This window comes from Pseudomonas sp. DTU12.3 (assembly GCF_004124275.1).
GTDB lineage: Bacteria > Pseudomonadota > Gammaproteobacteria > Pseudomonadales > Pseudomonadaceae > Aquipseudomonas > Aquipseudomonas helmanticensis.
Window position 1 is genome coordinate 3,257,150 of the sequence record NZ_CP027218.1, and the last position, 22,979, is coordinate 3,280,128.

A 22,979-nucleotide genomic window follows, 5' to 3' on the forward strand; every position below is an offset into this window, starting at 1 on the left:
CCACGGTCAGTTTCCCAGTTTGTCAGGGAAAAATGAGAGGGGTAGGTGTGATTTTTTCCACTGGGCTGCGAATTCGTCTGCTTCCTTTATCTGGCTCGGGGTCATTTTCGCTGCAATTTCTGGAAGCACTTCTTCAACATAGACTTGCACGTTGCCCCCTCCATCAAGATCCTTCAGTAATGAAGTGATTGCATACCCCTTCACCAAATCGAGTTCGAACCCGAATCGATCGGGAGCATGTGCTAAATAGGCGCCATAGCTGCTTACGCCACTTTCGTACCCTTTCTCCGCAGCCATTTTTATCCAATGGCGAGCTTCTTTGAGATCACCATCGTTTTCATGCAAATAGGCGGCGTACTCCATCATGGCTCGCGGGTTTCCACCTTCTGCTGATGCCCTGAACCATTTGCCTACGGATTCATTACGCTTCCAAAGAAGTAAAAAGCCTTCTCCTTGGCGGTCACCTATGGCCATCCAGTATTGCGCTTCAGCATTGCCAGCATTAGCGGATTTTTCTAGCCAGTCTCGGTTCAGCGTCACCTCGTACATGATGTACATGGCTTCTTCATCGCCTTGTTCTGCTTTGGGTTTGGCTAACGTTTCTACATTGCGTAGCCAGTCGGAAGGAGTTTGCTCGGTCTCGGGGCAGTTACTCATCGTTTTGCAGAGGTCATTTCCGCTTCGGCCAAGTCGAATCATCGCGTATATGGAGCCATTCATCGCAGCCGTTTCATACCAGCGCTGTGCTTCGGGCGTCATGTATCGGTTTCGCTTTCTTAACGCTTCGCCTAGGTAGTATTGCGATTCCGCATTTCCAGATTGCGCTTCTTTTTCTAATACGGGAAAGGCTGCATCAAGCTTTAACTGGTTGTATAAAGTAATGCCTGCAGAGATTTCGTGCGCTGATTGCGACGCAAAAGTAGATGTGGCACTTATTAAAAAAGTTGCGACAAAGAAATACCTGAATAGCCTCACTGGCGTTAATATCCTAGCTTGTCAGGGAAGAACGAGAGAGGCGGGTGGTTTGCCTTCCACGCTTTTGCGAGTTCTTTTGCTTTTTCTATGTGCTCTTTTGACATGTTTTTTTCTATGTCAGGTAATGTGTCATTGACGTCTCGTACTACATTGCCTCCACCATTAAGTTCTAGCAGGTTTGAAAGTAAAGCATATGATTTTATTGGGTCGAATGCGAAACCGTATTTTGAGTTTTCTTCGCCTATGTAGGATGCATATCCAAATACACCTTCTACGTAGCTCGAGTCAGCTGCTTTTTCGTTCCAGTTTCTGAACGAGGCTAAATCATTTTTTTCGATCATGATTGCGGCTAACCCCATCATTGCAAGTGGATAACCATTTTCAGCGGACGCCTTCATCCATCGTTCGATAGCTTGGTTGCGTCTCGAGGGTAGTAAAAATGAACCACTCCCTTCTTGGTACTTCGTCGCCAGACGGAACTGCGCTAATGCGAATCCGTTCTCTGCTGATTTCTCTAATCAGTCATCGTTGCCTGTCATTTCATATAACAGGTACATTGATTCGCTATCTCCCTGCGTTGCGCGTTGAATTGCAAGGCTTTTAGCTTTAATTACCCAGCTGCTAGGAGAGTCTTCACCTGTTGGACAGTTTTTCATAGTTGAACACAAGTCGTCTTCAATTCTCCCAAGGCGAATCATAGAGTAGATATTCCCCTTTTTTGCGGAGCTTTCGTATGCTTTTTTAGCTTCCGGAGTCATGTGGCGGTAATTTTTTTTTTAACGCTTCGCCCAGATAGTAGAGCGCCTCGTCATCTCCGCCGTCAGCGGCGGTTTTCAAAAAATCGATCGCAGAAATGGCTTTGTATTGATTGTAGAGTTCAATGCCCTGGATTTTTGCCTGAAACTGTTCGTGCGTAAGAGCAGATGATTCGGTTGCTATTATAGTTAACAACGTTAACGCCGCAGTCATTGTTTTATTGGTATCTTTGCTGAATTCATGGGTGGTTGTTTCTTCTCTGCGGAAGTAAGGGGGCGGTTAGTCTTCTATTAAAATTCGGCGGTCCGCGCCTCCCTAAAGAAATACCAAAAAATCGGAGTCAGTCGCTAAGTTTTTCGGGGAAAAAAGAAATCGGTGGATGGGTGGCTTTCCACTCTTGCGCAACGATTTTTGACTGTTCAATTTGTTCTGGTGTCATTTTTTCAGCAATCTTTTCAATTTTACGGTCAACATAATCTTGCACTCCACCGCTGTCGCCGAGCTCCTTTAACAAAGAAAAAATAGCGTAGCCTTTAACTAGGTCCAGTGGGTAGCCAACTTTGTCGGGAGTATGTGAAATGTACGCACCATAGTTGCTCAGAGCTGCTTGCTCGCCGGTTGCTGCGGCCACTTCAAGCCAGTGCCGAGTGCTCTCCATTTCTCCTTTTACATACAGTGTTTCTAGATATTCCATCATTGCTTTTGGGTTGCCACCCTCGGAAGAGAGAAGTGGCCACCTTCTTACTGACGCATCACGTCCTCCAGGAATGAAGAAGTAACCTTCACCTTGTCTTTCACTTACAGCCATCCAATATTGCGCGAGTGGATATCCTGCATTTGCAGATTTCTCTAGCCACTTATGATCCAAGGTGATTTCGTACATTAAATACAGAGATTCTGGATCGCCATCATTTGCCTTCGGCAAAGTAATTTTCTTGGCTTCCACGAACCACTCGGCTTAAGTTTTTTTAGACGGTGGGCAGTTTTCCATTATTGCGCAAAGATCGTTTTTTGCTCTGCCCAACTGAATCATAGCGTATATGGAGCCATTCATCGCCGCCGTTTCATACCAGTGCCGTGCTTCTGGCGTCATATATCGGTTGCGCTTTCTTAGCGCTTCGCCTAAGTAGTATTGCGACTCCACATTTCCAGATTGCGCTTCTTTTTCTAATGAGAGAAAGGCTGCGTCAAATTTTAACTGATTATATAACGCAATACCTGCAGAAACTCCGCTCGCTGATTTTGACGCAAAAGCAGGCGTGGTACTTATTAAAAATGTTGCGACAAAGAAATACCTGAATAGCCTCACTGGCGTTAATATCCTAGCTTGTCAGGGAAGAACGAAAGAGGCGGATGGTTGGCCTTCCACGTTTTTGCGAGTTCTTTTGCTTTCCCTATCTGCTCTTTTGACAGGTTTTTTTCCACTTCTGGCAAAACATCGTTAACATTGTTTATTACGTTTCCACCACCATCAAGCTCTAGTAGATTTGATAGTAGCGCATATGACGTCAATGGGTCTGAGGTGAATCCGTATTTTGGTTCAACTTCGCCTATATAAGAAGCATAACCAAAAACCGCTGATACGTAGCCTGAATCTGCAGCTTTTTCATTCCAAGTTCTAAACGATGAAAAGTCGGCTTTTTCAAGCCTGGCAGCGGCAAATCCCATCATAGCTGGAGGATAGCCATTCTCTGCAGACGCTTTCATCCACTTTTCGATTTCATCTGATCTTCTGGAGGGGAGTAGGAATACTCCGCCACCTTCTTGATATTTAGTCGCTAAACGAAATTGCGCCAAAGCGAAATCTTTTTCTGCAGATTTTTCTAACCATTCATCGTTCCCTGTTATTTCCCATAACAAGTACATAGACTCAGCATTTCCATGAGATGCCTGATCAGTTGCAAGCTTTTTAGCTTCATTCATCCAGCCTTCAGGCGATTGCTCAGAGGGGGAACAATTCTTCATGGTTACGCACAAGTCTTGGTCCGCTCCTCCGAGCCGGATCATAGAATAAATATTGCCTTTTTTTGCTGACTCCTCGTAAGCTTTTTGTGCTTCCTGAGTCATGTATCTGTTGTTTTTTCTTATTGATTCACCTAGGTAGTAGAGTGCTTCATCATCTCCACCCTCGGCAGCAATCTTTAAAAACTCGATTGCGGATATTGCTTTGTATTGATTGTAAAGCTCAATGCCTTTTTTCTTTGCTTCTTCTTGCTGTTTTGTGAGAGTTGCGTTCGCGGTGTTGCAGAGTAAAACAAAGCAGACGCAGAAGGTAGTTGCGAATAATTTTATATTTTTCAATTTAATTTTCTCGCTGGAGCTGAGAATTTCACAGAAGGCTTTGGTATGTAGCTGTTTTCATTCATGACAATTTTACAGGAGCCATCAAACGGTTCACCTAATAGTGAAGCGTTTTTCTTGTAACGAACCCTTGTTGTGTTTCCGAATGGCTCGGTTGCTGTAAGCACCGGTTCGCTCATGAAGTTGTCCAGCACGTAACGGTTTTCACAATATTTTTGACCGAGGTCAACCGGTTCCACTCCGAACTTATTCATGCATGCGCAGGCTAGCTGAAATTGTTTTTGAGCTTCTAGTAGACTTCCTTGCTCTTTGGCGTTGGTAGTGATGTGAGTTATTATTATTTCAATGGCTGTTTGTTGTGCTAAATATGCAGTATCTCTGGTGTATTTTTTCTTACCGTCTTTTGAGGTGCTTAGGCTAGTTTGCTTCGTTGTTGCTATGGAGAATTCTTCCGGATTAGACATTAGTGTCATCAAGATCGGCCCTAACGCTGCAGGGGTGGCCTCAATAACCCATTTTTTTAACTCGTCGGGATTTTGGTACTCAATAATCGCATGAGCGATTGGGCCGCCTTTTCCTCCGCTGGTCATTGCGTCATATAAGTCCATGACTAAACTCCAACCCATAAGATAAGACATTTCCACACTAAGCCCAGCTGCTCCTAATGCGTTCAGCGCGGATGCGAACTTACCTGCTTCAGGTTCCATCCACTCTACCTTTCTGCCTTTCGCTTTGTGCAGTTCCTTGCGATACAAGTTGATGAGGTCAACGACTGCCTCATAACCAACTTCAAACTTAAAGCTACCGTTAGCACCAGGACCCAGCACTACCGCCGCTTTCAAGTTCAAAATAAACCGCCCCTTATCCAGAGACACCTGCGCCGTTCCCTGAAAGCCCGCACCTAACGCGACTCCAACGGAGCCGCTCAGCTTGGCCATTGTCAGCCATGGATTCGCGCTTTTCGCGTCTTTAGCGCTGCCAACGCCCATCGTTGGCGCGGTGCGCAGGGCGACGAGTTCTTTGGGCGGTGCCCAGTTCATTACTCCAGTGAGTTCAATCGCGGCTTGCAAGCCTCCAAACACGTTGAAACTGGCTTTTGCACCGTTTTCGACTTGCACTTTGGCGAAGCGGCCGCCTCGCAGTTGATCTGTGCTTTTGGTATCGGCGTAGGTGCCGGATTTCGACTGGTGCTCAAGATCGGGAGTAGGGCTGTTGTCGCCGCTGTCGGCCTTGGCTTGTTTGGCGGCGGCGTGATCGGCACGTTCTTCTTTTGCGGAGGCATCTTCACGCTGTGCGCGTTTTACCGGGCTCAGTGACGCCCCGTACTTGACGTTGCCGAAGATCGGGCTCAGCTCGACGCTGCCGGCTAGCAGCAACGATGCTCCGGCGTAGCCCCATGCCTTCACACCAAAGTGGAAGGAGAAGCGGCCGAAATTCATTTTTTGCGGGCTGCCATCCAGGAAGTAATCAAGCGTGATCTCTGGAGCACTGGCTTTGGCAGGCATGTCGACTTTCATCAACTGAACTTCGCCACGGGCGAGGTCGAGGCTCAGTCCCATCTCGCCAGATATCTGGAAGCCCTCGGCGGCAGACATTTTGGGGCCTTCGAGCTTTACTTCGCCGTGAATGTTTGGCTGTGGAGGTGTCAGGCAACGGACCAATTGCGCCTGAGGGCTGGCATCAAAAAGTCTTACTTTGCCGCGCACACTTTTCTTGAACACCAGTTGCTGAAGGTGTTCGCCCCAGTTGGTCAGGGTCGCGTCGTCTTCCAGTTCAGTGACCTCATAGCCTTGCTTTTTCAAGTAAGCATAAAAGTCTTTGGCTTTGAACCAGCCTTTTCCATCGAAACAGTCTCCGACCTGATCGCTGAATTTTATTGCGCCCTGATCTAGAAGCCATTGGCGGAACGAGTTGATTTCGCTGTTTTTATCGGAGCCTTCGGTAGCGTCCGCGGGCAAACTTTCAGTTACCTTTTTTATTGAACCGACTGCTTTTTTTGAATCCTCTTTCAGGATCTTTTTTGCGTCTTTCAGGTTCGCCATGCTGAACCAGCCCAAGGGCGTACCCTTGGTATCTGAAAGACTGACTTCACGCAGCGGAAAGCCCGGTTTCACCATGCGGTCGACCGGTTTTGGCTGGAACTCTTCCGGGTCCCAAATCAGATAACGCGCAGGCTTGCTGTTGCTGACATTGCTTTGGGCTTTTGCTTGAAGGTCGTCTTTGGTCTTTTGCAGGCTATCCCATTTGGTACGTTCCACATCAACCAGGCCCGCCGGCGCTTGGGCGTTCTGGCCTGTTGCCTCGATCCAGCGTTTGTATTTCTCTTGAAGCTGCGCTGTAACTTCCGCCTGCTCTTTCTCGGTATCCAGATACAGTTTGAACTGCTCGATGCCGGAAGGAAGGCCGTCACTGATCAGCGCGAATTCTGGAAGTGCAATGCCGTATTCAGACGCTTTGATAATGGATTCAGTGTAAGCATGGTAATCAAGCGCATCGGCGTTTTTGTAGAGCGTCAAGACATACCCGACCAGATCGGCGGTGCAGTCATTCATGCCGCTACAGATGTTTTCGTAGCTTTTTTTCTTTTCCGCCAGGGCTTTCGCAACGTCTTCCAGCGGGACTTGCTTGAAGTCTTTGTTGCCGAGGAGTTTCTTGCGGGCTTCCAGATAGGCTTGCACCCGTGCGCGCGCCTCAATCGCCTCTTTGGAGTAGAGCGAGCCGCTTTCGTAGGTGTAGCCTTCCAGCTTCGCAGCCGCTACCGCTTCTTTTTTCAGCGCATGCCACTCAGCCCTCCGCTTGTAAAAATCGGCAAAGGCTTGGTGGACGTCCTGGTCAGTAGCCAGGTCTGCCGTTAGACGGTCCATGCGCGATTGCGCAGTGTCCTCTTGTGGAGACTGTGCAGGGGCCGCTACCGGTTTGTTTCCGTTAACTTCGTTTTGCCTCTTTTTGGCGGTGGCGGGATCGATTTCGATCTCATCCCCCATCGCTTCAAATTCTTCCATACGCGTACGCTTCGCGCCCGTGAGGAAGTTGCTCAACTTGGGCTCAAGGAAGTATTCCAGCAAACCCGATTCCTGCAGCCCGTTCAGGCGTGCATCACGTGGTTTGCTGGGGGCAATCATTTTATCCAGCGCGAACATCGATTCTTTGATGGCGGACTTTGCTCGCTCCGGGAGCAGCCAGAATTCTTGCTCTTCGGTGGCGTAAATCGCGCTGGCAAACTTTTTAGAACACGGAGGCGCGTGGGGTTTGAAGGTCTTTGAACTTTGATCTGGGGTGTCCTTGACCGGATCCAGTTCAACCAGGTCCTCAGCGGAGCACTGAGTGGGCGCTTCCGGGGCTGCCTGCGCAGGCGCTTGCGACGCGGCGGGCGGCTGAGCGGCAGGCGCGGCGGTCGCTTGAGCGCTTTTGGGCACGCTCAGGTTCCATCCGACTTTGACGTTATCCGCATTGGTGATGAAGGGGTTGAGCTGGCGAAGTTGCGCCACGGTGCTGTTGTAGCGCGAAGCGATCTGGCCCAGGGTTTCGCCGGGCATGACGGCGTGATTCGTGATTTCCATGGTGATTCCGTTCTGTTGTCGCGTCGCCCTAACGTTGGGCGACGGCGGCTGATTCCAGGAGCCGATCTACTTTGATAAACGACTCGTCCTTAGATTGCAGGATCGCCATGATCTCAGGCTGTGTTGCGAATAGCGGACCGTTCACGGCTTGGCCAAGCTTGAGCAGGTGATCACCGTCATAAATGTTGCTTTTGAGCAGCAGGTCGAGGTTGTCGGCGATGTCGTTCAAGCGCTCATCGTCTGGCTCTTCAAACGCTGCGTATTCCTCATCCACCCAATAAACCCATCCCAGGCGCGCTTGAACTTGCGCGGCAGCCTCAGGAAGATTGAATGCCGCTTTGTCACCAAGCCACGTCGATTCCTCGCTGGCTTTCCAGGCCAACCATGGACCCCGCTGCTGACCGAAATGGATCGGCGCAGGGCAGTAGACAGCGTTCCAGCAACCGAGCAACTGGTCGAAGGTTTTCCCCGCGGTAAACGCCAGCGCTGCCCACAGACTCGGTTTGTGGAAGCTCAACAAGCTTTGCCCACCGGAACCGTCGTTGGCTCTGAGCAGCCAGCGCGCGTGAGCCAATGCTTTTTCGGGATCGGGTGTTGAGATTGCAATTCCCGAAAAGCGTTCCTCACAAAGTTTTGCCGCTACGTTTGCCACTTTGCTGCCCTTGGGGGCCACCAGCCACAATGGGCCATCAGGAATCTCTGCGAAGTCAGTACCGAAAAACAACTCTTGGGAAACCACCGGTTCGCCTACTCGGTAGAGTTGACTCAAGGCTTTTGGCTGGAGCCCTTGGTCGATGATGAAACAGAGCGATTCGCTCGCAGCCGGCAGGTCCGAGAAGTTGTAGCGAGGCTCTGCCAGCAGAGCGTTCAGCGCTTTTACATGCATGTGCAATCCTTACGGCTGCAAGCGCCGTTACTCTGTTTTCCACACAACGGTGTGATACCTGACTCATTCAGACGGGCGGGGAGTGGTGCGTTACCAGCCTTATCCGCATCCGCGACCTTCATCGGCCCCGGCAGCAATGGTGCCGCAGGCGTCCCAACCCCTGGCGAGCCACCGGTATTGACCTTCACCTCAGCACCGCTGATGGTCACGCCCCCGGCATCCACCTTGACGAAACTTCCACCAGCCTTGGCCGTGAGCTCCGTCGCGCCTTCGATCACCACTTTCTGGCCTGCGTAGTAATGGATTTCCGTCCCAGCCTCAACAAACTGCGCAGTCCCGACCTTAAGGTGCTGGGTCACTGCAACCGTCAGGTGATCATTCGCACGCATCTCGCTCTTGCGATCCAGATGCGTAATCCGATGCTCTTCAACCTTAAATTCACTCAGCGTATTGGCTTCAACCGTGTCATGCCGCTCATTGCCGACGCGAATCTTCTGGTCGTGCTCAATGTTCTCGTCCCAATCGCGTTGGGCATGGATGTAGATCTGCTCGACGCCTTTCTTGTCTTCAATGCGAAACTCGTTGTAGCCCTTGCCACCGGGTGAACTCAGGGTCTTGAAGGTGCTGCGGGTCTTGTTCGCCGGCAGGTCGTAAGGGACGACGTTTTCCTTGTGGTACAGGCAACCGGTCACCAGCGGCTGGTCGGGATCGCCTTCGAGGAAGGTGACGAGGACTTCCATGCCGATGCGCGGGATGGCGATGCCGCCGTAGGCTGCGCCAGCCCAGCCGCTGGCGACGCGCATCCAGCAGGTGGTTTTGTCGTTGGACTGGCCTTCGCGGTCCCAGTGGAATTGCACCTTGATGCGGCCGTATTGGTCGCAGTGAATCTCTTCACCGGCCGGCCCGGTGACGACGGCCGTCTGGCTGCCGAGCACTTTCGGTTTCGGGTGTTCAAGGGCAGGGCGGTAGTGCGCGTCCCATGGCGTGGCGAGGAAGCTGTTGCGGTAGCCCTGGTGGAAATCGCTTTTGTGGTCGGTGACGTCGCTGGTGACGTTCTCGCCGAGCACTTGCGGCTGTTTGCCTTCGTGGAAGACTTCCAGCAGCAACCACAGGTCATTCCACTCGGCGCGCGGGTGTTCGGCGAGCGTGAGGAAATGGCCGCTGGTGAGGGTCGGTTCGTCACCTTTGCCTTCGGCGAGTTTGTAGTCGCTGCGATGGCGTTCGAGGGCGCGGGTGGAGAGGAATTTGCCGCGCTCGCGGGTGGTGAAGCGGCCGGGGTAGTCGTAGTCCTCCAGATCCGGGGCGAAGTCGGATTTGACTGCGCCTTCGGGGAGGATCTTCGGTTTTTCGAAGTCGTAATCGCGGCGAGAAACGCGTGTGGTGCGGGTTTCCAGGCGCAGGTTGAAGCGCTTGATCACCGGTTTGTCGGCGCTCATGCCGGAGTCTTGCTGGTAGCTCACGGCTTTGAGTTTGCGGAATACCGTCTGGTCGTCGCCAAACACCAGCTTGTGGCCGCTGCTGCTGTGCTGGAAGTGGAAGTGAATGCCTTCTTCTTCACACAGGCGCTGGATGAAATGCAGGTCGGACTCGTCGTACTGCACGCAGTAATCGCGCGGCGGGTACTCGGCGCTGAGCTGGAAATCGTAGGCGTCAGCGAGAATGCCGCGATCTTCGAGGACCTGGGCGATGATTTTCGGCACGCTCAATTGCTGGAAAATCTGCTGGTCGTGGTTGTGTCGCAGGTAGGCGAGTTGCGGCACCAGGCTGATGCTGTAGCGGGTCAGGGTCTTGCCGGAATCGCCTTGTTCGATGCGATACACCAAGCCATGAATCGTGCCTTCGCCGGTGGCGCCGAAGGTCAGCACGCCGGGCTTGTGCAGGAGTTCTTCGAGCTTCAGGTCGGGGCGGGCGCTGACCAGTTCGAGGTCGAAACGGAACGGTTCATTCAGGGCTTCGCGACCGGTGAAACTGAGGACTTGCAGGTCGGCGTTGGCGCCTTCGAGCGTGAGGGTAATGTGGGTTGCGTTGGCGTCCAGCATGCCTTGAATTCCGTCCTTTGAATAAGCAGGGGGCGGATGATGGAGGATTAAGCCGCCTCGTTCAAGGCGAAAAAGCCGTACGCATGGGCCACACGCGGTATAGGGAAAACCCTTAGAAAGCGCGTTTCGACCAATGAACACGGGCATTTGATAAAGCTTGCCGGGCGCCAGTGGCAACAATTCCTACGAGCAACGGTTGAAGAATCGCCAGTCAGTTTCAGACTAAAGTCGCCTTTGGCCCGTCAAAGCCATCTGCCATCATTGCCGTTCACCCCCGCGTGTTCTCTTCCTCCCGGCCCTTTGACGAGCTGGGACGGGAGCTATTTTTTCTGGCTTGTTGCGCCCTTGCGCAAACGCTGCACTGTTGGAGTTTTTAATGCGTCCCCCATTTCCTCTCATCACCCCGCGCCGGTCACTTGGCTTCGGAGCCTTTGTGCTATGCGCAGGTTTTACCGCGCAAGTTCAGGCCAGCGGTTTACTGGAAGACACCACGGCGAAAATCGAATCGCGCACGGTGTATTTCAACCGCGACTTCCGTGATGGGCACACCTCCAGCGATCAAGGCGCATCCAAGCGTGAAGAGTCGGCGCAGGGCTTTATTCTCAATCTGCAATCGGGCTACACCGACGGCACGGTCGGCTTCGGCATTGATGCGCTGGGCATGCTTGGCTTTCAGCTCGATTCAAGCCCTGACCGCAGCAACAGCGGCTTGCTGCCATCGAGTGGCGAGAATCCGCGCGGCTCGAAAGGCCAATACGCGAAAATGGGCCTGACCGCCAAAGTCAAAGTCTCGGACACCGTGCTGAAATACGGCGCGCTGCTTCCGGATCTGCCACTGCTCAAGTACAACGACGGCCGTCTGCTGCCGACCATGTTCAACGGTGCCATGCTGACCTCTAAAGAGCTCAAGGACCTGACCTTCATGGCCGCGCGCCTGGACAAATACACCGCGCGTGATTCCACCGATTCGCAAGACATCCGCGTGCATTGCAAGAACAAGCGTTACGCGTGCAACACCACCTCCGATCATTTCGACATGTACGGCTTCGAGTACAAGATCAACGATCGCCTGACCGGCCAGTACCACTACGCCGAACTGGAAGACGTTTACCGTCAGCACTTCGTTGGCCTGCTGGCCAATCAACCGTTGGCTGGCGGCGTGTTGAAAGCCGATCTGCGCCTGCTGAAAAGTGCCGACAGCGGTGACGCAAAAGCCGGTTCCATCGATAACCGCGCCTTGAGCGGCATGCTTTCATACGGCATCAGCGGCCACACTTTCAGCGCCGGCTGGCAGCGCATGAACGGTGATAATTCGATGCCGTATCTCGATGGCAGCAATCCGTATCTGGTCAACTACGTACAGGTCAACGATTTTGCCGCCGCGCAGGAACGTTCATGGCAGTTGCGTTATGACTATGACTTCAAAGCAATCGGTATCAACGGCTTGAGCTTCCTGACTCGTTATGTGAACGGTGATCACATCAAAGTGTTGGGCAGTGATCAGGACGGCAAAGAGTGGGAACGCGACAGTGAGTTGAAGTATGTGATTCAGACGGGGACGTTCAAGGATGTCAGTCTGCGTTTGCGTAATGCGACTTACCGGACCAACTACGAGAAGTTTGCCCGGGATGTCGATGAGACGCGGTTGATCGTCAGCTACAACTTCTCCGTCTTGTAACAGCCCCCATTGTAGGAGCTGCCGCAGGCTGCGATCTTTTGACGTTGATGGTTAAAAACCAGCTCAAAAGATCGCAGCCTGCGGCAGCTCCTACAGGGGATTTATTACAACCAGTGCCAGAACCGGCTCCAGAAGCCGCGATTCAAATCTTCCTTGCAGCCGGCATATTGCCGCGCATACACGTCCGAGCGATTCTGCACTTTGCGCGCCGTTGGCATCAGCCAGGCTTTGCTGGCGTAGGTCTTGTTGCGAAACCCGCCCCAGCCTTCGTGGTAGTTGAGGTACTGGTTGTAGGCGTCGTATTTGTAGACGCCGTTGATGGTGGTGGTCTTGTCCATGTACCAGCCAACGAAGTCGATGGCGTCGTCGAAATCTTCGCGGTCGGCGCCGTGTCTGCCGGTACTCTTCTGATAGTCGGACCAGACTTCATCTTTCGCCTGGGCGTAGCCCGACGCAGTGGTGACGCGGCCCCACGGGATCACCCAGAGCAAATATTTGCGCGGCGTCTTGGCGTCGTAGCGGTAGCCGGATTCCTGATACATGATCGCGAAGGGCACCTGAATCGGCACGCCCCAGCGCTTTTGCGTGACTTGCGCAGCGTCGTACCAGTCGCTTTTTTCGCGGAAGATTTCACAGATGTCTTCCGGCGAACGGGGCGGCGAGGTGCCGCACCCGCTCAGTAGCGTTGCCAGTGTCAGTAGTCCAAGCGTCTGCCTGTAATTCAAAAGCCGTTATCCCGTCGTGCGCAAAAAGGCCGACAGTCTACGCGCTCAGCTCAATTGGTGACGATAGGGCAGATCCGGGCCGGTCTTGCTGCAGGTCAGTGCCGCGGCTTGTACGGCGAACTTGAGCATGCCGTCGATCTGCTCACGAGCGAGTTGTTGCACGCCTTCCACCGAATCCAGACCGTGTTCGGTCAGCCAGGCGATCAGCGCGGCCTGAAAGGTATCGCCGGCGCCGACGGTGTCGGCGATCTTCACCGAGGCGGCCGGGATTGACCATGTGCCGTGTTGGCGGCTGAACACAGTAGCGCCGTCGCCACCACGGGTGAGGAAAACGATCTGGCAGCGATGCTCGAGCCAGCCTTCGATCACGCGTTGTGGATCCTGCTCGGGGTAGAGCAGGCTCAAGTCCTCGTCGCTGACCTTGATCAGATCTGCCAGCGGCACCAGCGTCGCGATGCGCTCGCGCCACAGCTGAATATTCGGCTCGGGGTTGAGGCGCACGTTGGGGTCGAGGGTGATCAGGCGCTTGCCGCTTTCACGTTGCACCAGGGCGAGCAAGGTGTCGCCGATCGGCTGCACCACCAGCGAAAACGAGCCGACGTGCAAGCCACGAACCTCAGGATCCAGCGTCGGCAAATGCGCCAGGCTCAACTGGCGATCTGCGCAACCTTCGCCGCGGAAACTGTAATGCGGTGAGCCATTGGCACCGACCGCAACCATCGCCAGCGTCGTCGGCGCGGCGAAGTCCTGCAGATAGTCCGGGCGCACGCCTTCTTCCCGCAACACTTGCTGCAAACGCCGGCCGAGGTAGTCGGTCGACAGTCCACCGAACAACGCCGATTCGACGCCCAAACGGCGTAAACCCACGGCGACGTTGAACGGCGAACCACCAGCAATCGCCTTGAAATTCACTTTCGAGGCCGGACCGCTGGCATCGTCTTCGCTGAAGAAATCAAACAGGGCTTCGCCACACACCAAATACATAATTGTTTGCTCTTTATAGGGTTGCGACATGCTGTTGATAGCGTTCATAAGCCTGCTGGAATGCCGCGACATTCGTGGCAACCGGCAGGGTTTCACTGCTCAGGTCGAGTTTGACGCAGCGTTGGCACAGATCGGCGAGGGTGTCTTCGTGGCCGTTCGACCATGATTTGCACCATGCCGCCTGAATCGCTGCGCCGAGTGCAGCGGCTTCGCTTTGTTCGGTGCAGATCACCGGGGTGTTCATGATGTCGGCGACGATCTGCCGCCACACCGCACTTTTCGAACCGCCGCCGATCAGGCAGATGCTGCGGCTTTGTAAACCATTCTGGCGCAGCAAATCCAGTCCGTAACGCAAACCGAAGGTGGTGCCCTCGACGGCAGCGCGGCACAGATTGGCCTCGGTCAGGTTGTCGAGGGTCAAGCCGTGCAGGCTGCCGGTCGCGTGGGGCAGGGCGGGGACGCGTTCACCATTGAAGAATGGCAGCATGCACACGCCCTCGGCGCCAATCGGCGCTTGCGCGATGAGTTCGTTGAACTGCTCCAGGTCGAGCTTGAACAGGTCACGAATTGCGCCAGTGGCGTTGGTCAGGTTCATCGTGCAGATCAACGGCAGCCAGCCGCCGCTGGAGGAGCAGAACGTGGCGACCGAGGCGTCCGGGCTGACTTTTGGCACTTCGGAATAGGCGTACACCGTGCCGGAGGAACCGAGGCTCATGGTGATTGCGCCGGGCTGAATATTGCCGGTGCCGATCGCGCCCATCATGTTGTCGCCGCCGCCGCTTGCCACCAATGCGCTGGGGTTGATGCCCAGTTGTTCGGCAATCGACGGCAGGATGGTGCCGACGGCTTCGTGGGCGTCGATCAGTTCCGGCAACGCGGCTTGCAGACGCCCGCTGGCGTCGATATCGCGCAGCAACTGCAAGTCCCACTGGCGGCTGCGCACGTTGAAGTAGCCGGTGCCGGAGGCGTCGCCGTACTCGCTGCAACTGCGTCCGGTCAGCCAGAAATTCAGGTAATCGTGGGGCAGGAGGGTTTTCGCGATGCGCGAGAAAACCTCCGGATGTTGCTCCTTGGTCCACAGCAGTTTCGACACGGTGTAGCCCGGCGCGATGACCACGCCGAGGCGTTCCAGCGAGCCTTTTTCGCCGCCCAGATGGTTGAGTAAACGGTCGTTTTCGGCGCTGGATTCGGTGTCGCACCAGAGCTTGGCCGGGCGCAGCACCTGACCTTGATCATCAAGCAATACCAGACCATGTTGCTGACCGGAGACGCCGATGCCGAGGATCGACTGGCCGTCGACATTCGCCGCCAGCAACGCGCGGCGGGTGGCGAGGGCGAAGGCTTCGAGCCATTGCTGAGTGTCTTGCTCGCGACGGCCATTGGCGCCGCTGATCATTGTGTGTGCGGCGGCGCCCTGGCCGAGGACTTGACCGCTGGCGGCGTCGAGGATGATGGCTTTGGTGCCTTGGGTGCCGCAGTCGATGCCCAGGAAGAGTTGTTGTGTTGTCATGTGTGGACCACTCGGGTGTGGTGAAGATCAAGAGCTTACCCCCTCACCCCAGCCCTCTCCCCCAAGGGGGGCGAGGGGGAAGGGAGCCGATCGGGGGCTGTTCAAAACCTGAGTTCGACTGCGGATATCTCAATCAGGGGCTGTTCAAAACTTGAGTTCGACTCCGGTTCTCTCAAACCGGGGCTATTCAATACCTGAGTTCGACTCCGGACGTTCAGGTCGATGTAACTTGCACAAACCACTCGATCAGTCCCCTCTCCCACTGGGAGAGGGCTAGGGTAAGGGGCTTTTCAATCCAGAATCCGCTGCAAAGTCCGCGTCACACCGTCCTCGCGCAAGCTATTGCAGCACCACTCAAACGCCGCCACAAACTCCGCCGAACGCGGTATCGCCGTGCCAAAAATCTCCTCAACCGCCAACAACCGCTCAGTCATCAAACCGTCATCCGCCACCAGCGCCTGAAAAAACGCTGCCCGTGGATCAGGAATCGAATACGTATCCCCATTCTCATCGACCCCCTTCAAATACAGCGCCCAGGCCGCCACCACCAGCGCCGCGCGCCTGGTTTCCTGGCCATCGGCAATCAACCGATTGATCGTCGGGATGGTGAATTTTGGAAATTTCGACGAACCATCGGAACACACCCGCTCAAGCTGATCGGCAATCGCCTGATTGGAGAAGCGCGCAACCAGCGTGTCTTTGTATTCGGTCAAATCGATCCCCGGCACCGGCGCCAGTTGCGGCGTGACATCGAGGTCCATATAGGCGCGCATGTAGCGCACGAACAGCGGGTCGTTCATGGTCTCGTGAACAAACCGATAACCCTTTAAAAAGCCCAGGTACGTCAGCGCCAGATGGCTACCGTTGAGCAGTTTGATTTTCATCTCTTCGTACGGCGAAACGTCGTCGGTGAACTGTACGCCGACCTTTTCCCAGGCGGGCCGACCGTTGACGAACTTGTCTTCCAGCACCCACTGCACAAACGGTTCGCACACCACCGGCCAGGCATCGTCGACGCCGTGTTTGTCGGCCAGTTGCAGGCGGTGCGCGGTGCTGGTCATCGGCGTGATGCGGTCGACCATGGCGTTGGGGAAACTGACGTTGGCGTCGATCCAGCTGCACAGATTGCTATTGCGCAAAGTGGCAAACGCCAGCAGCGCCTTGCGGGTCACCGCGCCGTTGTGCGGCAAGTTATCGCAAGACATCACGGTAAAGGCCGGGATGCCCGCCGCGCGGCGTTTTTCCAGGGCCGCACACAAAAAACCGAAGACGGTTTTCGGAGCCTGCGGGTTGGCCAGATCGTGCTGAATCTGCGGCAGGTGCGCCATGAATTCGCCGTTACTGTCGTCGATGCAGTAACCGCCTTCGGTGATGGTCAGCGAAACGATACGAATCTGCGGATCGGCGAGTTTATCGATCAGCGCCTGAGCACTGTCTTGCGCCAGCAGCATGTCGCGAATCGCGCCGATCACACGGACTTCGGTGTCATCGCTGTCACCAAGTTCGAACAGGGTGAACAGGTAATCCTGCTCCTTGAGATCGTCACGGGCGCGGCGGTCTTCGGCACGTAGGCCGACCCCGCAGATCGCCCAGTCGAGTGCTTCGCCGGTGTTCATCAGCGCATCGGTGTAATACGCCTGATGCGCGCGGTGAAAACCGCCGACGCCGATGTGCGCGATGCCCTGACGGGTGTCGCTGAGACGGTACGCCGGCAGTTTTACTTCAGCTGCGAGGCCATGCAGATTTTGCTGATTGAGTTTCATTGGGCAAGTCTCTTGAAATCAGGCCGCAGCGCGCAGTGGACGCGTCAGCGCCACGCCTTCGGCATCGAATAAATGGCAGTGGGCCGCGTCCAGATGCAGGCTCAGTTGTTCGCCGTAACGACTGGCCAGATCACCGCGCACGCGCATGGTCAGGGCTTCGCCGGCATTAGTGGTGACGTGGCAGAACGTGTCGCTGCCGAGGCGCTCGCTGACGTCGGCGGTGACTTGCAATGTGCAGTCGCCCGATTGCGCCAGTTCCAGGTGTTCCGGGCGAATGCCCAGGGTCACAGCGCTGCCGATGCTGAGGTTGGCTGCGTTGAACGGCAGGGTGACGCGGGTGCCGGCGTCCAGCGAGACTTCGCAGCTCTGGGCATCGACGCGGGCAATCTTGCCCTTGAGAAAACCCATTTTCGGTGTGCCGAGGAAGCCGGCGACGAACAGGTTCGCCGGTTGGTGATACAGATCCAGTGGCGAGCCGACCTGTTCGATCTTGCCGCCGTTGAGCACCACGACTTTGTCGGCCATGGTCATTGCTTCGACCTGATCGTGGGTCACGTAGATCATCGTCGCTTGCAGGTCTTTGTGCAGGCGCAGCAGTTCCAGACGCATTTGCACGCGCAGCGCGGCGTCGAGGTTAGAGAGCGGTTCGTCGAACAGGAAAATTTTTGGATTGCGCACGATCGCGCGGCCGATCGCCACGCGCTGACGCTGGCCACCGGAGAGCTGTTTTGGTTTGCGTTCAAGCATCGGCCCGAGTTCGAGAATGCGTGCGGCTTCGCCGACTTTCTTTTCGACCTCGGCTTTCGGTACGCCGGCCAGGTCGAGGGCGAACGACATGTTCTTTTTCACGGTCATGTGCGGGTACAGCGCGTAGGTCTGGAACACCATCGCCAGATCGCGCTTGGCCGGGCTGACCTCGGTGATGTCGCGACCGTCGAGTTCGATGGTGCCGCCACTGACTTCTTCGAGCCCGGCGATCAGCCGCAGCAGGGTGGATTTGCCGCAGCCCGACGGGCCGACGAAGACCACGAATTCCTTGTCGTTCACCTCAAGGTCGATGCCTTTGATGATGGAGAAGCCTTCGAAGCCTTTTTGCAGATTCTTGATTTTCAGGTTGGCCATGATGAATGGGCCTCCGCGTTGTTGTTTTTTTAAGATCAAAAGATCCCAGCCTGCGGCGCTCCTACAGGGGGACGGCATGCTTTATGTAGGAGCTGCCGAAGGCTGCGATCTTTTGCTTTTCAATATTCATTTCACGGCGCCGAACGAGAGACCGCGCACCAGTTGTTTCTGGCTGATCCAGCCGAAGATCAGGATCGGCGCACACGCCAGGGTCGAGACCGCCGACAACTTGGCCCAGAACAACCCTTCGGGACTTGAGTAGGAGGCGATCAACGCGGTCAGCGGCGCGGCTTTCGACGAGGTCAGGTTCAGCGACCAGAACGCCTCGTTCCAGCACAGGATCAGCGACAGCAGTACGGTCGAGGCGAGGCCACCCTTGGCGATCGGCAACAGCACGCGGACCATTTCCTGCCACAACGTGGCGCCGTCGAGACGGGCAGCTTCGAGGATGTCCTTGGGGATGTCCTTGAAGTAGGTGTAAATCATCCAGACCACGATCGGCAGGTTGATCAGCGTGTAGATCACGATCAGCGCGATACGCGTATCGAGCAGGCCGAAACTCTTCGCCAGCAGGTAGATCGGCATCAGCACGCCCACCGGTGGCAGCATTTTTGTCGAGAGCATCCACAGCAGCGTGCCTTTGGTGCGCTGGGTTTCGTAGAACGCCATGGAGTAGGCGGCCGGCACCGCAATCAGCAGGCACAGCGCGGTGGCGCTGAAGGAAATCACTACCGAGTTCCAGGCGAAACTGAAGTAGTCGCTGCGCTCGTTGATGTGCAGGTAGTTCTCCAGCGTCGGCGTGAAGATGAATTGCGGGGGTGTGGCGAACGCGTCGATTTCGGTCTTGAAACTGGTCATCACCATCCAGAAGATCGGGAAGAAAATCACGATCGCGATGGCCCAGGCCAAGGTGCCGAGCAGCAGGCTTTGCAGCCGGCGGGATTGTTGGAGAGTCATGGCAGGCCTCAGGCTTTGTCAGTCAGGTTTTTGCCGATCATCCGCACCAGAATGATCGCGGCGACGTTGGCGATGACCACGGCAATCAAGCCGCCCGCCGAGGCCATGCCGACGTCGAACTGCACCAGCGCCTGGTTGTAGATCAGGTAGGCGAGGTTGGTCGAGGCGTAGCCGGGGCCACCGTTGGTGGTGGTGAAAATCTCGGCGAACACCGACAGCAGGAAGATCGTTTCGATCATCACCACTACGGCAATCGGCCTGGCCAGATGGGGCAGGGTCAGGTGCCAGAAAATCGCGATCGGGCCGGCACCGTCGAGGCGTGCGGCTTCTTTTTGCTCCTGGTCCAGCGACTGCATGGCGGTCATCAGGATCAGAATCGCGAAGGGCAACCATTGCCACGAAACAATGATGATGATCGACAGCAACGGGTAGTGGGCGAGCCAGTCCACCGGTTGCGCGCCGAACAGTTTCCAGAGGTAGGCAAGGATTCCGGAGACCGGATGGAAAATCAGGTTCTTCCAGATCAGCGCGCCTACGGTCGGCATGATGAAGAACGGCGAGATCAGCATGACCCGCACGATGCCGCGACCGAGGAACTCGCTGGCCTCCAGCAACGCACTGATCAACACGCCGAATACCACGCTGATCAGCAACACGCTGCCGACCAGCAACAATGTATTGGTGGCGCCGGGCAGGAAGCCCGAGTCGGTCAGGAAGTAAGTGAAGTTCTCCAGCCCGACGAACTGGTTTTCGCCAGGGTAGAGCAGGTTGTAGCGGATCATCGAAAAGTAGATGGTCATGCCCAGCGGCACGATCATCCACAGCAGCAACAGGGCGACCGATGGGCTGACCAGAAACCAGCCGGGGTTGCGCACACGGCTTTTGCGCTGTGGCTGGGACAGGTCGAGGTGGGCTTTGGCAGTTGAAGTATTCATGGCGATCACAACCGAGTCATACAGACCTATGGAGATCCCATGTGGGAGCGGGCTTGCTCGCGAAAGCGCTGGATCAGTGCCATGTGTATTGGCTGGCACGAACCCTTCGCGAGCAGGCTCGCTCCCACAGGAGGCAGGAGCAAGTCGTTCAGCGGTTACTTGGGATAACCGGCGCGCTTCATCTCGCGTTCGGTGGTCTGCTGCGCGGCGGCCAGGGCTTGATCCACCGTGGTCTGGCCGATCAGCGCCGCCGAGAACAGCTTGCCAACCTGGGTGCCAACCGCCTGGAACTCAGGAATGGTCACCAATTGAATGCCAATGTACGGCACCGGTTTCAGCGTCGGTTTGCTCGGGTCAACGGCTTTCAGCGATTCCAGCGTGACCTTGGCGAACGGCGCCGCCTTCATGTACGCATCGCTGTAGGTCGACGCGCGAGTGCCCGGTGGCACGTTGGCGATGCCGTCGGTCTTGGCCACCAGTTCGCCGTATTCTTTGGACGTTGCCCAGGCACTGAACTCTTTGGCGGCGTCTTTGGCTTTGGAGCTGGTCGGAATCGCCAGCGCCCACGAATACAGCCAGGCCGAGCCTTTGTCGGTAACCTGATGCGGCGCGAAAGTGAAGCCGACGTGATCGGCAACCTTGCTTTGAGTCTTGTCGGTAACGAACGAGCCGGCGACGCTGGCGTCGACCCAGATCGCGCACTTGCCGCTGTTGAACAGCGCAAGGTTTTCGTTGAAACCGTTGCTCGATGCACCCGGCGGGCCGGATTTCTTCATGGTGTCGACGTAGAAGTTCAGCGCATTTTTCCACTCGGGGCCGTTGAATTCCGGCTGCCATTTTTCATCGAACCAGCGCGCGCCGTAGGCGTTGGCGACGGTACTGATCAGCGCCATGTTCTCGCCCCAGCCCGCCTTGCCACGCAGGCAGATGCCGTACTGTTCTTTGTCTTTGTTGGTAAGTTTCTCTGCGAACCCGGCGATTTCTTCCCAGGTCGGACGCTCCGGCATGCTCAGCCCGGCGTCCTTGAACAGGTCGGTGCGGTAGTAAGTGATCGAGCTTTCCGCGTAGAACGGCAGCGCATACAGCGAACCTTTCACCGACAGGCCTTCACGCACCGACGGAAACACGTCGTCGAGGGCGTAACTGGCCGGCAGATCCTTCATTGGTTCCAGCCAGCCCTTGGCGCCCCACAGTGCCGCTTCGTACATGCCGATGGTCAACACGTCGAACTGGCCGCCCTGAGTGGCGATGTCGGTGGTCAGGCGTTGGCGCAGGACGTTTTCTTCGAGCACCACCCAATTGAGCTTGATGTCCGGATGCTCGGTCTCGAAGGTTTTCGAGAGCTTTTGCATGCGAATCATGTCGCTGTTGTTGACGGTGGCGATGGTCAGGGTCTGGGCGCCAAGGCTGACGCTGCTGAGGGTCATGCAGGTGAGGGCGAGCAGAGCTTTTGCAGTGGGTTGCATCGTGCACTCCTTTTCTGCACCCAGTGAGAGGCAGAAGGACAGTTATTGTTTTTGTGTCTTCCTGTGCAGGAAGAATGTGCACTGATTACAGCCTTCAATCGCAGGACTGACAAATCATCCCTAGCACTTTTATCGATACTTTTTTGCACTGGGGTTTGGCGGGGTAAACGCAGGGAAGGGGTTTTCAGCGGTGCTGGGCGATCGGATGTGTACAGGTTTCAGATGTTGCAATGTACTTTGTGGGAGCGAGCCTGCTCGCGAAAGGGTGGGATCAGTTGACGAATCTGCCGCTGACACACCGCTTTCGCGAGCAGGCTCGCTCCCACAGGTTAGTCGGGGTCAGCCGTGGTTTTGCTCGGTCAGGCGCTGCACCGCCAGGCGACGATAGTGCGACGGCGTCATGCCTTTGAGCTGCTGAAAGCGCCGGTTGAAATTGGAAATATTGTTGAAGCCCGACTCGAAACACACGTCGGTCACCGGTTTGTCGCCATCGGCCAAAAGCTCGCAGGATTTGCTGATACGCAGGCGATTGACGAATTCGATGAAGTTACGCCCGGTGGCTTGCTTGAACACGCGACTGAAATAGGTCGGCGTCATGCCCAGGTGCTCGGCAACTTCCTCCAGCGATATGTCGCCGGCGTAATGGCTGAATATGTAATCGACCGCGCGGTTGGTCCGGTCGATGTTGTGCTCGTCGGCGAGCTGCGGAGTGGTCGCGCCGGACAGAAGCTGAAAATCATCGCTGGCCGCGAGCAGCTCCATCAGGATGAAAAAATGCCCGAGCCGGGTGATGCCTTTTGAGTCGGCAATACGCTGCATCAGCGTCATGGCCTGGCGAATGGTGTGTTTGCAGCGAAACTCGATGCCGTACTGCGCACGCTCCAGCAACGGTGCGAGGGACTTCAGCTCGGCGAAGACCTGATGGCCACCCTCGAACAGTTCATCGGTGAAATTGACCAGCATGTCGCGTTTCTCGACGACCTCATCCTCGGCAACCTGACTGATCCAGTTGTGCGGCAGATTGGGGCCGGTGAGAAACAGCGTTTCCGGATAGAAGTTGCCGATGTAGTCGCCAATGAACACTTTGCCCGAACTCGCGACGATCAGGTGCAGCTCGTACTCCTTATGGAAGTGCCAGCGCACCAGCGGGCACGGGAAACCGTGCTGGCGGTAGATGATGGATAACCCGTTATGGTCATCCATCAACTCGTAAGAGGGGTCGGTTACGCGGGCTGTTCGGCTCATGTCAGGACGCTTTTATTGTTATCGCCTGGTGATCATGCCCCTTTCTGCCCGCGCTGTGCCAGCGTTCGAGGAAGCGT

At 55.6% G+C, this 22,979-nt stretch carries 19 protein-coding genes; 1 reads left to right on the top strand and 18 read right to left on the bottom strand.

The window, feature by feature from the left end:
• Positions 1–6: 6 nt before the first annotated feature.
• The 9 genes from C2E19_RS14935 to C2E19_RS14970 form a co-directional block, all read right to left on the bottom strand.
• Complete coding sequence (locus C2E19_RS14935; RefSeq protein WP_129393661.1) at positions 7–975, bottom strand: tetratricopeptide repeat protein; 969 nt, start codon at positions 973–975, stop codon at positions 7–9.
• A gap of 5 nt (positions 976–980) precedes the next feature.
• Positions 981–1,373, bottom strand: coding sequence for a sel1 repeat family protein (locus tag C2E19_RS29195; RefSeq protein ID WP_256661199.1), 393 nt, complete (start codon positions 1,371–1,373; stop codon positions 981–983).
• A 343-nt stretch (positions 1,374–1,716) separates the two neighbouring features.
• A complete protein-coding gene (locus C2E19_RS29070) occupies positions 1,717–1,944 on the bottom strand; it encodes a hypothetical protein (RefSeq protein ID WP_129393663.1) in 228 nt (75 codons plus the stop codon).
• Between the two features lie 127 nt (positions 1,945–2,071).
• Positions 2,072–2,677, bottom strand: coding sequence for a sel1 repeat family protein (locus C2E19_RS14950; protein WP_256661200.1), 606 nt, complete (start codon positions 2,675–2,677; stop codon positions 2,072–2,074).
• Between the two features lie 12 nt (positions 2,678–2,689).
• The gene (locus tag C2E19_RS29200; protein ID WP_256661201.1) at positions 2,690–3,040 is read right to left on the bottom strand and encodes a hypothetical protein; all 351 of its coding nucleotides are present in this window, start codon (positions 3,038–3,040) and stop codon (positions 2,690–2,692) included.
• A gap of 5 nt (positions 3,041–3,045) precedes the next feature.
• On the bottom strand, positions 3,046–4,032 hold the full coding sequence (locus tag C2E19_RS14955) for a tetratricopeptide repeat protein (RefSeq protein ID WP_256661202.1): 987 nt from the start codon (positions 4,030–4,032) through the stop codon (positions 3,046–3,048).
• Positions 4,029–7,592: a LysM domain-containing protein gene (locus C2E19_RS14960; protein WP_129393665.1), complete on the bottom strand. Its 3,564-nt coding sequence runs from the start codon at positions 7,590–7,592 to the stop codon at positions 4,029–4,031. Before C2E19_RS14960 ends, C2E19_RS14955 begins: the two co-directional genes overlap by 4 nt.
• Positions 7,593–7,620: 28 nt before the next feature.
• Positions 7,621–8,478 carry a DUF4123 domain-containing protein gene (locus C2E19_RS14965; RefSeq protein ID WP_129393668.1) on the bottom strand — a complete coding sequence of 286 codons (858 nt, stop codon included), beginning with the start codon at positions 8,476–8,478 and terminating at the stop codon, positions 7,621–7,623.
• Positions 8,469–10,517, bottom strand: coding sequence for a type VI secretion system tip protein VgrG (locus C2E19_RS14970; RefSeq protein WP_129393670.1), 2,049 nt, complete (start codon positions 10,515–10,517; stop codon positions 8,469–8,471). The genes C2E19_RS14965 and C2E19_RS14970 overlap by 10 nt, the downstream gene beginning before the upstream one ends.
• A 376-nt stretch (positions 10,518–10,893) precedes the next feature.
• On the opposite strand from C2E19_RS14970, the gene C2E19_RS14975 reads away from it, so the two are divergent.
• Positions 10,894–12,195, top strand: a complete 1,302-nt coding sequence (locus C2E19_RS14975) for an OprD family porin (protein ID WP_129393672.1) — start codon at positions 10,894–10,896, stop codon at positions 12,193–12,195.
• Between the two features lie 104 nt (positions 12,196–12,299).
• Here the strand turns inward: C2E19_RS14975 and C2E19_RS14985 are convergent, their stop codons facing one another.
• The 9 genes from C2E19_RS14985 to C2E19_RS15025 all read right to left on the bottom strand — a co-directional run bounded on the left by C2E19_RS14985 (position 12,300) and on the right by C2E19_RS15025 (position 22,902).
• Complete coding sequence (locus tag C2E19_RS14985; RefSeq protein WP_129393674.1) at positions 12,300–12,920, bottom strand: hypothetical protein; 621 nt, start codon at positions 12,918–12,920, stop codon at positions 12,300–12,302.
• Between the two features lie 45 nt (positions 12,921–12,965).
• Positions 12,966–13,904: a carbohydrate kinase gene (locus C2E19_RS14990; RefSeq protein WP_129393676.1), complete on the bottom strand. Its 939-nt coding sequence runs from the start codon at positions 13,902–13,904 to the stop codon at positions 12,966–12,968.
• A 13-nt stretch (positions 13,905–13,917) separates the two neighbouring features.
• Positions 13,918–15,414: a xylulokinase gene (xylB, locus tag C2E19_RS14995; protein WP_129393678.1), complete on the bottom strand. Its 1,497-nt coding sequence runs from the start codon at positions 15,412–15,414 to the stop codon at positions 13,918–13,920.
• Between the two features lie 290 nt (positions 15,415–15,704).
• Positions 15,705–17,177: a mannitol dehydrogenase family protein gene (locus tag C2E19_RS15000; RefSeq protein WP_129393680.1), complete on the bottom strand. Its 1,473-nt coding sequence runs from the start codon at positions 17,175–17,177 to the stop codon at positions 15,705–15,707.
• Between the two features lie 18 nt (positions 17,178–17,195).
• Entirely contained in the window at positions 17,196–18,299 is a 1,104-nt protein-coding gene (locus C2E19_RS15005) for an ABC transporter ATP-binding protein (RefSeq protein ID WP_129393682.1), read from the bottom strand.
• Between the two features lie 126 nt (positions 18,300–18,425).
• Positions 18,426–19,256, bottom strand: a complete 831-nt coding sequence (locus C2E19_RS15010) for a carbohydrate ABC transporter permease (protein ID WP_003225143.1) — start codon at positions 19,254–19,256, stop codon at positions 18,426–18,428.
• An 8-nt stretch (positions 19,257–19,264) separates the two neighbouring features.
• Entirely contained in the window at positions 19,265–20,191 is a 927-nt protein-coding gene (locus tag C2E19_RS15015) for a carbohydrate ABC transporter permease (protein ID WP_129393684.1), read from the bottom strand.
• A gap of 155 nt (positions 20,192–20,346) precedes the next feature.
• Positions 20,347–21,657, bottom strand: a complete 1,311-nt coding sequence (locus tag C2E19_RS15020; protein WP_129393686.1) for a sugar ABC transporter substrate-binding protein — start codon at positions 21,655–21,657, stop codon at positions 20,347–20,349.
• Positions 21,658–21,996: 339 nt separating this feature from the next.
• Positions 21,997–22,902 (bottom strand): AraC family transcriptional regulator, encoded by a 906-nt coding sequence (locus C2E19_RS15025; RefSeq protein WP_129393688.1) that lies wholly within the window; start codon positions 22,900–22,902, stop codon positions 21,997–21,999.
• Positions 22,903–22,979: the final 77 nt, after the last annotated feature.

Excerpts from the sequence above, each read along its gene's own strand:
- C2E19_RS15020 (WP_129393686.1), bottom strand. The coding sequence starts at position 21,657 with ATGCAACCCACTGCAAAAGCTCTGCTCGCCCTCACCTGCATGACCCTC.
- C2E19_RS15015 (WP_129393684.1), bottom strand. The coding sequence starts at position 20,191 with ATGAATACTTCAACTGCCAAAGCCCACCTCGACCTGTCCCAGCCACAG.
- C2E19_RS14975 (WP_129393672.1), top strand. The coding sequence starts at position 10,894 with ATGCGTCCCCCATTTCCTCTCATCACCCCGCGCCGGTCACTTGGCTTC.
- C2E19_RS15005 (WP_129393682.1), bottom strand. The coding sequence starts at position 18,299 with ATGGCCAACCTGAAAATCAAGAATCTGCAAAAAGGCTTCGAAGGCTTC.
- C2E19_RS15025 (WP_129393688.1), bottom strand. The coding sequence starts at position 22,902 with ATGAGCCGAACAGCCCGCGTAACCGACCCCTCTTACGAGTTGATGGAT.
- C2E19_RS14960 (WP_129393665.1), bottom strand. The coding sequence starts at position 7,592 with ATGGAAATCACGAATCACGCCGTCATGCCCGGCGAAACCCTGGGCCAG.
- C2E19_RS14990 (WP_129393676.1), bottom strand. The coding sequence starts at position 13,904 with ATGTATTTGGTGTGTGGCGAAGCCCTGTTTGATTTCTTCAGCGAAGAC.
- C2E19_RS29195 (WP_256661199.1), bottom strand. The coding sequence starts at position 1,373 with ATGAAGGCGTCCGCTGAAAATGGTTATCCACTTGCAATGATGGGGTTA.
- xylB (WP_129393678.1), bottom strand. The coding sequence starts at position 15,414 with ATGACAACACAACAACTCTTCCTGGGCATCGACTGCGGCACCCAAGGC.
- C2E19_RS14965 (WP_129393668.1), bottom strand. The coding sequence starts at position 8,478 with ATGCATGTAAAAGCGCTGAACGCTCTGCTGGCAGAGCCTCGCTACAAC.
- C2E19_RS14970 (WP_129393670.1), bottom strand. The coding sequence starts at position 10,517 with ATGCTGGACGCCAACGCAACCCACATTACCCTCACGCTCGAAGGCGCC.
- C2E19_RS29070 (WP_129393663.1), bottom strand. The coding sequence starts at position 1,944 with ATGACTGCGGCGTTAACGTTGTTAACTATAATAGCAACCGAATCATCT.
- C2E19_RS15010 (WP_003225143.1), bottom strand. The coding sequence starts at position 19,256 with ATGACTCTCCAACAATCCCGCCGGCTGCAAAGCCTGCTGCTCGGCACC.
- C2E19_RS15000 (WP_129393680.1), bottom strand. The coding sequence starts at position 17,177 with ATGAAACTCAATCAGCAAAATCTGCATGGCCTCGCAGCTGAAGTAAAA.